Origin of the sequence: Curtobacterium sp. ISL-83 (assembly GCF_018613895.1) — a bacterium.
Taxonomy (GTDB): Bacteria; Actinomycetota; Actinomycetes; order Actinomycetales; family Microbacteriaceae; genus Curtobacterium.
In genome coordinates this window covers 281,770-295,874 of sequence record NZ_JAGGPH010000009.1, presented here as the reverse complement: position 1 = coordinate 295,874, position 14,105 = coordinate 281,770, and the positions used below count along the sequence as shown (strand labels likewise).

Here is a 14,105-nt window from a genome sequence, read left to right as displayed (position 1 = left end):
TGTTGACTCGCGGCCGGATGTGAGTAGGTTTGCCGCTCGTGACGAACGAGATCCGGTCGTTGAAAGCACGACTGATCGGGGATCCCCTCCCCTCCGAGAAGCTCGAAGGACAGCTCCTCCCGAAGCACCTGGCCCTGCCGATCTTCGCGAGTGACCCGCTGTCCTCCGTGGCGTACGCGCCGCAGGAGCTCCTCATGATCCTGCTGCTCGGCGGGATGTCGTTCCTGACGTTCGCGCCGTGGGTCGCCGCGATGGTCGTCCTGCTGCTCGTCGTGGTCGTCGCGTCCTACCGACAGCTCATCAAGGCGTACCCGTCCGGCGGCGGCGACTACGAGGTCGCGCACCGGAACCTCGGCGAGAAGGCCGGACTCGTCGTGGCGAGCGCCCTGCTCGTCGACTACGTCATGACGGTCGCCGTGTCGGTGGCCTCCGGCGTCGACAACATCATCTCGGCCCTGCCGTTCCTCAACGACATGCGCGTCGAGCTCGCGATCGTGTTCGTCGTGCTGCTCGCGGCGGTGAACCTGCGCGGTGTCCGCGAATCGAGCAAGGCCTTCGCGATCCCCACCTACCTGTTCGTCGCGAGCGTGTTCGTGATGGTCGTCACCGGGCTGGTCCGTGTGGCGTCCGGACACGCTCCCGTCGCCGAGTCCGCCGCGTACACGGTGCAGAACGTCGAGCACACGACGCAGGCCGCGTTCATCCTGTTGCTCCTCCGCGCGTTCGCGTCCGGCTGTTCCGCGCTGACCGGCGTCGAGGCGATCGCGAACGGCGTGCAGGCCTTCCGCCGCCCGAAGATCAAGAACGCGCAGATGACGCTCGTGTTCATGGGCGGCATCGCCATCGTCCTGTTCATCGGGCTCATCACGCTCGCGCTGGTCTCCCGCGTGCACTACGCGGAGAGCGCCTGCGACCTGCAGGGCTTCGCGAACTGCCAGGCGACCCCGCAGCGGTCCCTCATCGCGCAGATCGCGGCGGCGACGTTCGGGAACAACACCGTGCTGTTCTTCGTGATCCAGGCGACGACGGCCGCGGTCCTCCTGCTGGCCGCCAACACGGCGTTCAACGGCTTCCCGCTGCTCGGCTCGATCCTCGCCCGTGACTCCTACGCACCCAAGGCCCTGTCCACGCGCGGCGACCGGCTCATCTACTCGAACGGCGTCATCGTCCTCGGGCTCGTCGCGGTCGTGCTCCTGATCGTCTACCGCGCGAACGTCACGAGCCTGATCCAGCTCTACATCATCGGTGTCTTCGTCTCGTTCACGCTCGGCCAGAGCGGCATGGTCCGCCACTGGACCCGGCTGCTGCGCGACGACCGCGCGGGACGGGCCGCCGAGCCGGTGAACCGCGGGCAGGTCTACCGGTCGCTGACCATCAACTCCATCGGCGCGACCTTCACCTTCGTCGTGCTCGTCATCGTCACGATCACGAAGTTCACCCACGGCGCGTGGCTGGTCTTCGTGATCATGCCGATCCTGTTCGTGCTCATGCTCGGCGTGAACCGCTACTACCGCGACGTCTCGCACGAGATCGCGGCCGACGCCGAGACGCAGTTCGGTGCGACCGGTGACCACGCGATCGTCCTCGTGAACCGCCTGCAGAAGCCCGTGCTCAAGGCGTTGGACTACGCGATCGCCGCCGAGCACGCCGGACTCGAGGCCATCCACGTGGCCATCGACGACGCCGACGCCGAACACCTGCGCGAGCAGTGGGCCGAGCACGGGATCGAGGTCCCGCTGACCATGATCCCGAGCCCGTACCGCGACATCTCGATGCCGCTCATCAAGTACATCAAGGCGCACCGCCAGCAGCACGGCTCCGAGGTCGTCACGGTCTACACGCCGATCTTCATCGTCGGACACTGGTGGGAGAGCCTGCTGCACAACCACCGCGGCCGTCGGATCCGCAAGAAGCTGCTGCTCGTGCACGGTGTCACCGTCGCCCTGGTGCCGTGGCTGCTCGACTCCTCCGAGCTGCTCTACGGGCGCCGGTCCCGCCCGCTGCCCGGCCAGGAGCGCCGTGGCGAGCCGGTCCGTCCGCCCCTGCGGCGTGCCGGACAGCCCGCGGCGCTGTCCGCTGAGCAGGAAGAAGACCGCCTGGTCCGCTCGGCGCGACGGAACAGCCTGCAGCCGCGCCGCGCGACCCGTCCCGCCGGACCCGCCGAGGGTGTGGACCCCGCGCACTGCACCGGCGAGGTGGCCACGCTCGTCGCGTCGCCGCCGACCGTCCACACGCCGACCTCACACGACTGACGGCACGCCGGACGTAGCATCTGAGGCCATGACGCACTCCGACCTGCGCACCTACGCGACGTTCGACGGCCACGGCGGCAAGGTGTCGAAGCGCGTCGAGGTCCTCGACCACGAACCCACCGCCTCCGGTCCGTACGCCGGACTCGTCCCCGTCCGCGGCGAACACCCGCTCGGCGCCCTGGACGAGCGTGCCGCCGACGAATCAGCAGCCCTCTCCCGCGGGGTCCCGAGCATCGGGTGGGTCGACCCCGCGACGCTCCGGGACTGGTACCGCCCGGACCGCGTCGTCGTGACCCGGCTCGAGGCGCGTCAGTCCGGCATCGAACCCGGCCTCTACGCCGACTCGCGCGGGCGCGGTCGCGTCCGGATCGACGGACGGGAGGCCGTGCTCGCCCCCGACGGTCGCCCCGCGTTCCGCGCACTGGCCGGCCCCGCCGATGCGCCGGTCGTCGACCTGCCCCTGCCGAAGGACCAGGCGGTGCGCCTCGTGTCCGTCGCCGCGGTGGCGGACGGCCTCGAGCTCGTGACGACCCCGGTGTCCCCGTTCCTGGAACCCGGCGAGTACCCGGTCTACGGCGACGACGTCCCGGGGCTCCCGCCGCGCGCACCGTCGGGCCGGGTGCTCGTGCGTGCCGCGGTGCTGCTGGACGGCGAGCTGCACCGGGTCGAGCGCATCGACGAACCCGCGGCGACGATCTGGATCCGGCGTGGTGAGGCGGTGGTGCCGATCGCGGCGAGCGGGGTCGGGCCGGACCTCGTGCGGTACGAGGCGACGCCGGTCTGACCGTCGCGGAACGCGCTGGCGTGTGCCACTCCCCGCGCGGACGCGTCCGATGCCCGCGCGCTCGTGTCCGATGCCGCCCGCGCGTGTCCGATGCCGCCCGCGCGTGTCCGTTTCCCGCGCGGTCGTGTCAGCGGACCCGCGTACCGTCGCCGACATGAGCGACGTGAACCCCGACGACCAGACCCAGTCCGCACCGAGCCCGGACTCCGACACCCAGGACTCCGGCAATCAGGACCAGACGAACCAGGACCACAGCGGCGAGACGCTGGGCGGCCCGCGTCCCGACCCGTCGACGACGGCCAGCAAGGACCCGGAGCAGTGGGTCACCGGCGACGAGCCGATGACCGGGCCGCAGCGCAGCTACCTCGACACGCTCGCGCGGGAGGCCGGCGAGGAGATCTCCGCCGACCTCACCAAGGCCGAGGCCTCTGAGCACATCGACCGTCTCCAGCAGCAGACCGGCCGCGGCGCCTCCTGAGCCTGCCGGCCCGCGCGGCCCGCGGCGGGGCTGTCGGGTCTGGCGCGTCCGGCGGGGCCGGCGGGTCCGGCGGGTCCGGCGGGTCCGGCGGCGAGACTCGGTGGCGCGACCGTTCTCGGCCCGTCCGCGCCGAGAACGGTCGCTCAGCGCGAGTCCCGGGTCTCCGCCAGCGCCGCCACCACCTGTCGGGCGATCAGCCGTCCCGCCCGGTTCGCGCCGATGGTGGACGCCTGCGGGCCGTACCCCGCCAGGAACAACCGCGGCTCGTCGACCGCACGTCCGCCGACGACGGCCACCCCGCCTGACCCGGTGCGCAGGTGGAGGGGCGCGAGGTGCCGGAGGTCCGCGCGGAACCCGGTCGCCCAGATGATCGCGTCGGCGTGGACGTGCTCCCCTTCCGCGGTCACCACGCCCGTCTCGTCGAGGCGGGCGAACATCGGCGCGGCCGCCAGCACGCCGTGCTCGAGGCCCGTCCGGATCCGCGCCGACACCGGCACGCCGGTCCCGCTCACGATGCTCGGCAGGACCTCACCGGCACGGGCAGCCCGGTCTTGTTCGGCAACCGCGGACACCGCCGATTCGACGTCGAGCGCGGACCCCTCGGACCAGGTCACCGGCCGTCGGGTGAACCAGCGCGTCGACCGCGCCACGCCGTCGAGTTCGAGCAGGAACCCGATCGCGCTCGTGCCGCCGCCGACCACGACCACGTCCTGGTCGGCGAACTCCCGCGCGTCCCGGTACTCGGTCGTGTCCAGTTGGCGACCGCGGAACGTGTCCCGGCCGGGGTACCACGGCAGGAACGGTGTCCCCCAGGTCCCCGACGCGTTCACGACGACCTCGGCGGTGATGCGACTCGTCGAGCCGTCCGGTGCCCGCGTGGTCACGCACAAGCCCTCGCCCTGGCGCGTCACCGACACGACCGCCACGGGGCGCCGCACCTGGAGGCCGTAGTGGTCCTCGAACCGCCGGTAGTAGTCACGCACCACGTCCCGCGCGGGCCGTGACTGGTCGGCGTCCTCGAAGTGCAGCCCCATCTCGCGCATGCCGGGGAGGTCGTGCACGCGGTGCGCCACGCCGAGGCGGAGTGCCTCCCAGCGGAACTGCCAGGCGCCACCGGTGTCCGGCGCGCGGTCGAGGACCACGAGGTCCGTCCCGGCCCGGAGCCCCGCGCGCAGCAGGTGGTATCCCACGGACAGGCCTGCCTGGCCCGCACCGATCACGACCACCCGGGCGTGCTCCTCGGTCGGAGGCTGTTCAGCGTCGCTCATCACATCCGATTCTGCTGTGCGCGGAGCGCCTGCGGCCATGTCCAGATCGGGGTACATGGTAGAGTGACCGGCAGATTTCAAACCACGAATCGTTCGGTTCCCCGAGTGTCATTCTCGCTCGCCAGGACCGGACCGGAGCCGATCACGAGGGGGTCACGCATGGGGCGCGGCCGTCAGAAGGCAAAGCACACCAAGGTCGCCCGGGAGCTGAAGTACTTCAGCCCTCAGACCAACTACGGTGCGCTCGAACGCGAACTCTCCGCCGGAGCGCACTCCGACGAAGACTCCCTGATCGATCGATGGGCGGACCAGTACGGCCCGGAACCCTTCGATGACGGGGATGAGCTCGAGACCCAAGAGGACCAGAACAAGTCCGCCTGACCGGTCGGCAGTCGACGCCGCGCACTCCTCGGAGGCGCGGCGTCTTCGCGTGCCCGGCGTCGCATCACGGCGACGGTCGCCGCAGCGCAGCACGCACCGACGGCGCGCACCTGACCGATGCGCGCACGCCCCCGCGCGACCTCAGCCCGCGTAGCTCCCGACGAGCCGGACCGCCCCGCCGTCGACGCCCTTGGCACCCTGCTCGAACCCGTCGAGCTCCCGCGCCGACATCGCGATCGTCCCGACCGACCACGACGGCATCCCGGCGGCCCCGAGCGACGCGATGACGTCGGACGCGGCGCCCGCGGACACCACGGCGAACATGCCGATCCCGAGGTTCCAGGTGCCCTCGGTGTCCTCGATCGGGGTGCCGGCCATGTCGGCGAGCACCCGGAACACGGGCAGGGGCTGCCAGGTGGACCGGTCGACCTCCACCCAGGACCCGACGGGCAGCACGCGCGCCAGGTTCGCCGCGATGCCTCCACCGGTGACGTGCGACAGCGAGTGCACGGCACCCGGGTGGGACTCGAGCAGCGCCAGCAGCGGCGAGGTGTACAGGCGCGTGGGTTCGAGGAGCGCCTCGCCCACGGACACCCCGGCGCCGAACTCCGGCAGCTGCTCGGTGTACGAGACGCCGCGCTGCGCGAGGATGTGCCGCACGAGCGAGTACCCGTTCGAGTGCAGCCCGGAGGACTCGATCGCGACGACCACGTCGCCGTCCTGCACCAGGTGCGCGCCGAGCTGCGCGGAGGCCTCGACGACACCGGTCGCAGCACCGGCGACGTCGTAGTCGTCCGGCCCGAGCAGCCCGGGGTGCTCCGCGGTCTCGCCCCCGACCAGGGCGGTCCCCGTCGCCGAGCAGCCGCGGGCGATGCCGGCGACGATGTCGGCGATGCGATTCGGGACGACCCGGCCGCACGCGATGTAGTCCGTCATGAACAGCGGACGCGCTCCGACCACGACGATGTCGTCGACGACCATGCCGACGAGGTCCTGCCCGATCGTGTCGTGCTTGTCGATCGCCTGCGCGATGGCGACCTTCGTCCCGACGCCGTCGGTCGAGGTCGCGAGCAGCGGCCGTGAGAAGTCCTTCAAGAACGAGACGTCGTAGAGTCCGGCGAACCCGCCGACCCCGCCCAGCACGGACGGGTTGTGCGTCGCCGAGACGGCGGACTTCATGAGTTCGACGGCCAGGTCACCGGCAGCGGTGTCGACGCCGGCCTCTGCGTACGGGTTGGGCATGCGTAGTCCTCCGCTTGGGCATGGCAGACTTGTTCGGTACCACCCGATCCTACGGTCTGGAGCACTCCGCGAATGTGCGGCATCGTCGGCCTCGTTTCGCAGGGGCCTGCCAACCAATCCATCTACGACGCACTGCTCCTCCTGCAGCACCGGGGACAGGACTCGACGGGCATCGCCACGGTCGAGGGTCACATCCACCACATGCACAAGACGCGTGGGCACGTGCGGGAGTCCTTCCGCACCCGTGACATGCGTGCCCTGCTCGGCACGATGGGGCTCGGGCACGTCCGGTACGCCACGAAGGGCGCGGCGAGCAACGAGGAAGAGGCCCAGCCCTTCTACGTCAACGCCCCGTACGGCATCGTCCTCGTGCACAACGGCAACCTGACGAACACCCGCGAGCTCACGCGTGAGCTGTTCGACATCGACCGGCGGCACCTGAACACGACGTCGGACACCGAGCTGCTCGTCAACGTCCTGGCGCACGAACTGCAGGGCCAGGTCCGGAGCGGCAGCGACCTCGATCCCGGGCAGGTGTTCGACGCCGTCGAGCGCGTGCACGAGCGCGTCGAGGGCTCGTACGCCACGATCGCCACGATCGCGGGACACGGGCTGCTGGCCTTCCGCGATCCCTTCGGCATCCGTCCGCTCATCCTCGGGCACAAGCTCGACGACGCCGGCCGGCCCGAGTGGGTCGTCGCGTCCGAGTCGCTCGTGCTCGAGTCGGGCGGGTACGAGATCGTCCGCGACGTCGCCCCGGGCGAAGCCGTGTTCATCGAGATGAACGGGCAGATGCACTCCCGGCAGTGCGCAAAGAACCCGCGCCTGGTCCCCTGCTCGTTCGAGTACGTCTACCTGGCCCGCCCCGACTCGGTGATGAACGGCATCTCGGTGTACGAAGCGCGCCTGCGCCTGGGCGACCGGCTCGCGAACACGATCGCGCAGTACGCCCCGACCGGTGACATCGACGTCGTCATGCCCATCCCGGACTCGTCCCGTCCGGCGGCGATGCAGGTCGCGCGGAAGCTCGGCATCGAGTACCGCGAGGGCTTCTACAAGAACCGCTACGTCGGCCGCACCTTCATCATGCCGGGGCAGGCGGAGCGCAAGCGGAGCGTGCGTCAGAAGCTGAACGCGATGTCGTCCGAGTTCAAGGGCAAGAACATCCTGATCGTCGACGACTCGATCGTGCGCGGCACGACGAGCAAGGAGATCGTGGAGATGGCCCGGGCGGCCGGTGCGAACGAGGTCACCTTCACGAGCGCCGCTCCCCCTGTCCGGTTCCCGCACGTGTACGGCATCAACATGCCGACCCGTGCCGAGCTCATCGCGCACGGCCGGAAGATCCCGGACATCAACCGCGTGCTCGGCAGCGACCACCTGATCTACCAGGAGATCGGCGACATGCGGGACGCGATCATCGAGGGCTCCGACGTGACGGACCTCGAGATGAGCTGCTTCACCGGCGAGTACGTCACCGGCACGGTCAGCCCCGAGTACCTGTCCTGGGTCGAGGCGAACCAGCTCAGCTAGGTCGCGTTCGCGACCGAACGACCGACTGGAGGCGCGGTGCCAGCTGGCACCGCGCCTCCAGTCCGTCAGTCGCAGCGGCTGCGACCCGGTCAGCGACCGGCGGTGGGCTCTCCGTGTCCGTCGAGCTCGCCGTCGACGGTCTCGGGCGGCAGCTCGACCTCGACGCGTTCGGCGGTGAGGCGTGCCGCGCGACGCGAGAACACCCGGTCGAGCACCACGGCGACGACGGCGCCGACGAAGGCTCCGAGCGTGACGCCCCAGAGGCTGAAGTACCCCACGAGGGACCCGAAGCTCTCGGTGGCCTGTTGGCCGCTGCGGTCGAGGTTCATGGTGAGCGACACGACGATCAGCGTCGCGATGAACCCGAGGACGGCGCCGCCCACGATGAACACGCCGAACTTCGGGGCCCGTCGGATCGTCACCTCGTCGGAGGAAGTGACGGCGCTCGGCGCCGGCACCGGTCGTTCGTCGGGTCGGTCGGTGTCGCTCATGCTCCCATTGTCCCCCACTGTGGGACGTCACCCGGTCTGTCCCCCCGACGTGATCCAGGGGAGGATGATCGCTACCGCTCGGTATCCCACGGGGAAGAGGTGAGGCGCATGCAGGAACGGACGATCCGCGGTCGGAAGCGCCGACCCCGTGTCCCCGCCCGCGTGGCGTGGCCGATCGTGCAGCGTGGGGAAGAGGACCGCGCCGTCGCCGTCGTCGCCGAGCACGGGTGGAGCGTCGCGATCGTCGGGGCTCCCGGCCTCGGCAAGAGCACCGTCGCCGCCCGGGTGACCGATCGGGTCGCCGCCCGTGATGCCTCGGGCCGCACGCTCGTCGTCCCGATCACCGCCGTCGCGGCGAGTCGCACGATGCCGTTCGGTGCTGCCTCCGAACGGTTCGGCGACCTGCCGGCGTCGATCACGGAGCTGTCCGACGGCTCCGAGGCGGAGGCGCGTCTGCGGGCGATCCCGGACCTGGCCGATCGCGACGTGGTGCTCCGCGTGGACGACGCCGACCACCTCGACACCATGTCGGCGCGCTACGTCGCCTGGCTCGTCCGCGACCAGGGCGCACGGCTCGTCCTGACCTGTCGCGACTTCACCGCCATCCCCGAGGCCCTCCGCGCACTCTGGCAGGACGACCTGCTCGAGCGGATCGACCTCGAGCCGCTCGACCTGCACGAGGCCTCCGAACTGATCGCGTCCGCGCTGGGCGCGCAGCTCGAGACGGCCTCCACCGAACGGGTGCACCGTGCGACGGCGGGGAACCCGCTCTACCTGCGGGAGGTCGTCCGGGCCGCCCTGGCGTCAGGAGCACTCCGGCACACGGCCTCGGGCTGGTACTGGCGGGGGCCGATCACCGCGTCGAACAGCCTGGCCGACATGTACCGGACGGAGCTCGGCTCGCTGCCGGAGGACCTCCGGGACGTCGTGGACATCGTGGCGCTCGCCGATCCGATCCCGCTCCCCCGGCTGCTCGGCCTCGCCAGCGGCGGCGACGTCGACCGCGTCGTGGCGCTCGGCCTGGTGTGCATCGAGTCCGGGGAGGACCACGCTCCCGTCGTCCGGCCGTCGCACCCGTTGATCGGTGAGGTCGTCCGCGCACTCGTTCCGGTCGCCCGCCGGACGACGCTGTTCGCCCGGGCCAACGCCTTCCGCGCCGATCGTCACGAGGGCGCCCCGCCGGCCGCACGGCTCCGTGCCGCCCTCTGGTCGCTCGAGTGCGGGGTCCTGCCGCCGGTGGACCAGCTGCTCGACGCCGCACAGATCGCCGTGCGGCTGCAGGAGAACGAGAACGGCATCGTGCTCGCCTCGGCCGTGCTCCGCACCGAGCTGACCGGGACGGAACGGGTCGGCGCCCACGTCCTCCGCTCGCTGTCGCACTCGTACAGCGACGGCCGCGAAGCCGGCCGCACCGATGCCGAGGCCGCGTGGGACCTGGTCCGACGGCACCCCGACGAGGTCGACGACGCCGCCGTCATCGAGGCGTGCGAGACGCTCGCCAACATCCGGCAGTTCCACGACGACGACGTGGCCGCCGCGGTTGCGCTCACCGACGCCGCGATCGCGCTGGTCGGACCAGAGGCTGCCGAACGCCTTCGGCTGCTGCGCCTGGCGCACCTCGGGTGGGGCGGCCAGTTCGAGGGGGTCCGCGAGGAACTCGAGCGCACCGGGATGGTGCACGCGCCGACGGTCCCCGCGGCCTTCCTGTGCCTGGCGCCGTGCGCGGTGATGGCGCTCGCCACCGCCGGGCGGCTCGACGACGCCACGACGTTCGGACGCACCGCACTCGCGACCGCGGTCGAGCACCTCGAGGTGTCGCCGTGGGGCGTCGGTGAGATCGTGTCCGTCCTGCACCAGGTGCAGATGTGGCGCGGCGACATCGCCGACCTGATCACCGAGGTCCCGGTGCGCCGCTCGAGCCCGTACCTGAAGTACGACTTCACGCTCGAGCTCATCGGCGACGGCAACCTCGCGATCAGCCAGCGTCGCTGGGACGACGCCGTCACCGCATTCTCCGCCGCCTGCGAGCGCTACGACATCGCCGACCACGGCGGGTTCGCGGTGTACCCGTGGGCACGGCTCGCGATGGCCCACGCCTACGCGGGACGGACCGAGGAGGCCACGGCCGCCCTGGCCCGGGCGCGGGAGACACCCCCACGGGCGATGCGGATCCTCGGCGAACAGATCGCCGTGTGGATCGCGTGGACCGAGGCCGTGCTCGGCAACCCCGCGGGGACACGGCACATGGACGACGTCATCGACCGCGCGACCGCGAGCGGCGCCTGGACGCACGTGATGTACGGACACGCCCTGCACTACTCGTTGGAGCTGCAGCACGACCGGGACACGACGGCGTCGGTGGAACGGCTCCGGGAGGCCGCGCTCCGGGTGGACGGGTCGCTCGCGGCTGCCCTGGTGGACTACGCCGACGCGGTCCGGTCGGACAACCGGACCGGGATCGTCGCTGCGCAGTCCGTGCTCGCCGCCCACGGGATGGCGGTGCACGCCGGCCGCGCGAAGCCCCCGCTGACGAACCGCGAGTACGAGGTGGCGACGCTCGCGGCCGAGGGGCTCAGCAACCGGCGGATCGCGGAGAACCTCGGGCTGTCGGTCCGGACGATCGACGCCCACCTGTCGCGGGTGTTCTCGAAGTGGGACCTGCACGCGCGCACGGAGCTCAGCGAGCACCTGTGACCCGGCGTGCACGATCGACGCTGATCGGTCGGCCTGGTCGGGCGGCCTGATGGGTCCCACGGGCGGGCGCACTGCGTGTCGCTCCGGTTGCCGTCGCCAACACGCACGAACGTTGCGGATTGCGGCACGACGCGCCGAGTGGTTTGACACGCTGTGACAGATGTCGCGTACCTTGGACCCTGTCGCCGGGTTCGGACCCGTTCGGGTCGGGTCCGAATCCCGGCGACTTCTACGATAGGCAAGCGGTCGATGTGTCCGCATCGGTAGGTACTACCTAATTCGCTTCGTCAGGCTCAGCATGTCTCGCTGCGGGTCTGCTACGGCCCCGCCGCTCGCCTGCGGCCGGCTGCTCGTCCGCAGCCCCGGTGCTCGTCGCGTCTCAGCTGGTGCGGACCGGCAGGAACGGACCCAGGTCCGCCCGCGAACCGGACGCGCTGACCCGCGACTGCGCCATCGCCTCGTCCCAGAGCAGGTCGCCCGTGGCGAGCGCGAGCCACGTCGCCGCGTCCGTCTCCACGACGTTCGGCGGGGTCCCGCGTGTGTGCCGCGGCCCCGGGACGGCCTGGACGGCCGCGAACGGCGGCACCCGGACCTCCACGCTGTTGCCCGGCACATCGTCCGCGAGCCGCTGGAGCGTCCACCGGACCGCCATCGCGAGCGTGGGGCGCGGCGCGTCGCCCGCCAGGGCGGCCGTCAGCGCAGCACGCCCGTCAGCGTCCTCGATCGTCTTCCGCGGCATGTCCACAGGCTAGTCCGGGCATCGCAACGGGCCGTCCGGGCTGGGTAGGGTGATCGGGTGCGAATCCTCGTCCTCGGTTCCGGTGCCCGCGAGCACGCGATCATCACGGCGCTCCTGGCGGAGACCCCCACGTCTCCCGACGGCGGTCACGTCATCACGGTCGCGCCCGGCAACGCCGGCATCGCGGCCGACGTCGAGACGGTGTCGCTCGACCCGACCAACGGTGCGCTCGTCGCCGAGTACGCGCTCGAGAACGGTGTCGAGCTCGTGGTCGTCGGACCGGAAGCGCCGCTCATCGCCGGTGTGGCCGACCCGCTCCGCACCCGCGGCATCGCCGTGTTCGGACCGAGCAAGGCCGCCGCCCAGCTCGAGGGCTCGAAGGCGTTCGCCAAGCGGATCATGGCCGACGCCGGGGTACCCACGGGTCGCCCCGTCTCGGCCGGCACCCTCGACGAAGCCATCGCGGCGATCGACGACCTCGGCGCACCCTACGTCGTGAAGGCGGACGGGCTCGCCGCGGGCAAGGGCGTCCTCGTCACCGACGACCGGCAGGCCGCGATCGAGCACGCCACGTACTGGTTGCAGCACGGTCCCGTCGTGGTCGAGGAGTTCCTGGACGGGGAAGAAGTCTCGTTGTTCTTCCTGAGCGACGGGCACGACGTCCGCGCGCTCAGCCCCGCGCAGGACTACAAGCGTCTGCTGGACGGCGATGCCGGGCCGAACACCGGCGGGATGGGGGCCTACTCGCCGCTCCCCTGGCTCGCCGACCGGTGGGAATCGGAGCAGGCCTTCGTCGCCGAGGTGACGGACCTCGTCGCGCTGCCGACCGTCCGACGCCTCGAGCACGAGGGCACGCCGTTCGTCGGACTGCTCTACTGCGGCCTGATCGTCACCGAGCAGGGCGTGCGGGTCATCGAGTTCAACGCACGGTTCGGCGACCCGGAGACGCAGGTCGTCCTGCCCCGCCTCGCCACCCCGCTCAGCGCACTCATGCTGGCGGCGTCGACGGGACGGCTCGCGTCGGCCCCCGAGCCGGAGTTCCGCGACCAGGCCGCCGTGACCGTCGTGCTCGCGAGCGAGGGCTACCCGGAGAACCCGAAGACCGGCCGCCGCATCACGGGTGTCGACGCCGCGAACGCGCGACCGGGCGTCTCCGTCGCCCACGCCGCGACCGGGGTCCTCGACGGCGAACTGGTCGCCACGGGCGGCCGCGTGCTGAGCGTCGTCGCCACCGGGGCCGACTTCGCGGAGGCACGGGAGCGGGCCTACGCCGGCATCCACGACATCACACTCGACGGCGGACAGTTCCGCACCGACATCGCCGCGAAGGTCGCGCGATGACCGCCGCGCCGCAACTCGACGGCTGGCAGCACGTCGCGTCGGGCAAGGTCCGGGAACTCTACGTCCCCGTCGGCACCGCCGCCGGGGCGACCGCGACCGAGCTGCTGCTCGTCGCGAGCGACCGGGTCAGCGCCTACGACTTCGCGCTCGAACCGCCGATCCCGGGCAAGGGCGAGCTGCTGACGCGCCTCTCCCGGTTCTGGTTCACGCAGCTGGGTGACGTGCCGAACCACATCCTCGCGCCCGGTACCGGCTCGACCCCGGTGCCCGAGTCCGTCGCCACCCGGTCGATGCACGTCATGCCGCTGCAGATGTTCCCGGTCGAGTGCGTCGTCCGCGGCTACCTGGTCGGCAGCGGGTGGGCCGAGTACCAGCAGACCGGCAGCGTGTGCGGCGTCGAACTCCCCGCGGGACTCACCGACGGCGACCGGCTGCCCGAGCCGATCTACACGCCGGCCTACAAGGCGCCACAGGGCGAGCACGACGAGAACATCTCGTACGAGCGCACCGTCGAACTCGTCGGATCGGAAGCGGCGGCGACCCTCCGGGACCTGTCGCTGCACGTGTACTCGTCGGCGGCGGCCATCGCCCTCGAGCGCGGTGTGGTCATCGCCGACACGAAGTTCGAGTTCGGCCGCGACCGGTCCGGGCAGATCCGCCTGGGTGACGAGGTCCTGACCAGCGACTCGAGCCGGTACTGGGACGCCCGATCGGACAACCGGACGGACTCGTTCGACAAGCAGATCGTGCGGGACTGGCTCAGCGCCCACTGGGACCGACAGGGGACCCCGCCCGTGCTGCCCGACGAGATCGTCGAGCGGACGGCGGCGCGCTACCAGGAGCTGATCGAGCGACTCGGAGCGTGAGCGCGCGTCGGTGAGCGCGCGTCAGTGCCAGCGCAG

12 protein-coding genes are annotated in these 14,105 nt (G+C 71.4%); 8 read left to right on the top strand and 4 right to left on the bottom strand.

Going from position 1 to position 14,105, the window contains the following annotated elements; all coding sequences use genetic code 11:
• Nucleotides 1–29 precede the first annotated feature (29 nt).
• The 3 genes from J7E22_RS09505 to J7E22_RS09495 all read left to right on the top strand — a co-directional run bounded on the left by J7E22_RS09505 (nucleotide 30) and on the right by J7E22_RS09495 (nucleotide 3,514).
• Nucleotides 30–2,252, top strand: coding sequence for an APC family permease (locus J7E22_RS09505; protein WP_251008884.1), 2,223 nt, complete (start codon nucleotides 30–32; stop codon nucleotides 2,250–2,252).
• Nucleotides 2,253–2,280: 28 nt separating this feature from the next.
• Nucleotides 2,281–3,036 carry a hypothetical protein gene (locus J7E22_RS09500; protein WP_214981401.1) on the top strand — a complete coding sequence of 252 codons (756 nt, stop codon included), beginning with the start codon at nucleotides 2,281–2,283 and terminating at the stop codon, nucleotides 3,034–3,036.
• Between the two features lie 265 nt (nucleotides 3,037–3,301).
• Nucleotides 3,302–3,514: a DUF3072 domain-containing protein gene (locus J7E22_RS09495; protein ID WP_214981568.1), complete on the top strand. Its 213-nt coding sequence runs from the start codon at nucleotides 3,302–3,304 to the stop codon at nucleotides 3,512–3,514.
• A gap of 143 nt (nucleotides 3,515–3,657) precedes the next feature.
• Here J7E22_RS09495 and J7E22_RS09490 read toward each other — a convergent pair whose 3' ends face one another.
• Complete coding sequence (locus J7E22_RS09490; protein ID WP_214981399.1) at nucleotides 3,658–4,782, bottom strand: NAD(P)-binding domain-containing protein; 1,125 nt, start codon at nucleotides 4,780–4,782, stop codon at nucleotides 3,658–3,660.
• Nucleotides 4,783–4,941: 159 nt separating this feature from the next.
• Between J7E22_RS09490 and J7E22_RS09485 the strand changes: the two genes are divergently transcribed.
• On the top strand, nucleotides 4,942–5,163 hold the full coding sequence (locus tag J7E22_RS09485; RefSeq protein WP_214981397.1) for a DUF3073 domain-containing protein: 222 nt from the start codon (nucleotides 4,942–4,944) through the stop codon (nucleotides 5,161–5,163).
• 141 nt (nucleotides 5,164–5,304) lie between these two features.
• Here the strand turns inward: J7E22_RS09485 and purM are convergent, their stop codons facing one another.
• A complete protein-coding gene (gene purM / locus J7E22_RS09480; protein ID WP_214981395.1) occupies nucleotides 5,305–6,405 on the bottom strand; it encodes a phosphoribosylformylglycinamidine cyclo-ligase in 1,101 nt (366 codons plus the stop codon).
• Between the two features lie 72 nt (nucleotides 6,406–6,477).
• Between purM and purF the strand changes: the two genes are divergently transcribed.
• Nucleotides 6,478–7,938, top strand: coding sequence for an amidophosphoribosyltransferase (purF, locus tag J7E22_RS09475; RefSeq protein ID WP_214981393.1), 1,461 nt, complete (start codon nucleotides 6,478–6,480; stop codon nucleotides 7,936–7,938).
• Between the two features lie 89 nt (nucleotides 7,939–8,027).
• Here the strand turns inward: purF and J7E22_RS09470 are convergent, their stop codons facing one another.
• Nucleotides 8,028–8,429 carry a hypothetical protein gene (locus J7E22_RS09470; RefSeq protein WP_214981391.1) on the bottom strand — a complete coding sequence of 134 codons (402 nt, stop codon included), beginning with the start codon at nucleotides 8,427–8,429 and terminating at the stop codon, nucleotides 8,028–8,030.
• A gap of 108 nt (nucleotides 8,430–8,537) precedes the next feature.
• Between J7E22_RS09470 and J7E22_RS09465 the strand changes: the two genes are divergently transcribed.
• Entirely contained in the window at nucleotides 8,538–11,123 is a 2,586-nt protein-coding gene (locus J7E22_RS09465) for a LuxR C-terminal-related transcriptional regulator (protein ID WP_214981390.1), read from the top strand.
• A gap of 379 nt (nucleotides 11,124–11,502) precedes the next feature.
• Here the strand turns inward: J7E22_RS09465 and J7E22_RS09460 are convergent, their stop codons facing one another.
• Nucleotides 11,503–11,862, bottom strand: coding sequence for a sterol carrier family protein (locus tag J7E22_RS09460; protein WP_214981388.1), 360 nt, complete (start codon nucleotides 11,860–11,862; stop codon nucleotides 11,503–11,505).
• Between the two features lie 57 nt (nucleotides 11,863–11,919).
• Here J7E22_RS09460 and purD point away from each other — a divergent pair, with 57 nt between their 5' ends.
• Nucleotides 11,920–13,203: a phosphoribosylamine--glycine ligase gene (purD, locus tag J7E22_RS09455; protein ID WP_214981385.1), complete on the top strand. Its 1,284-nt coding sequence runs from the start codon at nucleotides 11,920–11,922 to the stop codon at nucleotides 13,201–13,203.
• A complete protein-coding gene (locus tag J7E22_RS09450; RefSeq protein WP_214981380.1) occupies nucleotides 13,200–14,069 on the top strand; it encodes a phosphoribosylaminoimidazolesuccinocarboxamide synthase in 870 nt (289 codons plus the stop codon). The genes purD and J7E22_RS09450 overlap by 4 nt, the downstream gene beginning before the upstream one ends.
• Nucleotides 14,070–14,105: the final 36 nt, after the last annotated feature.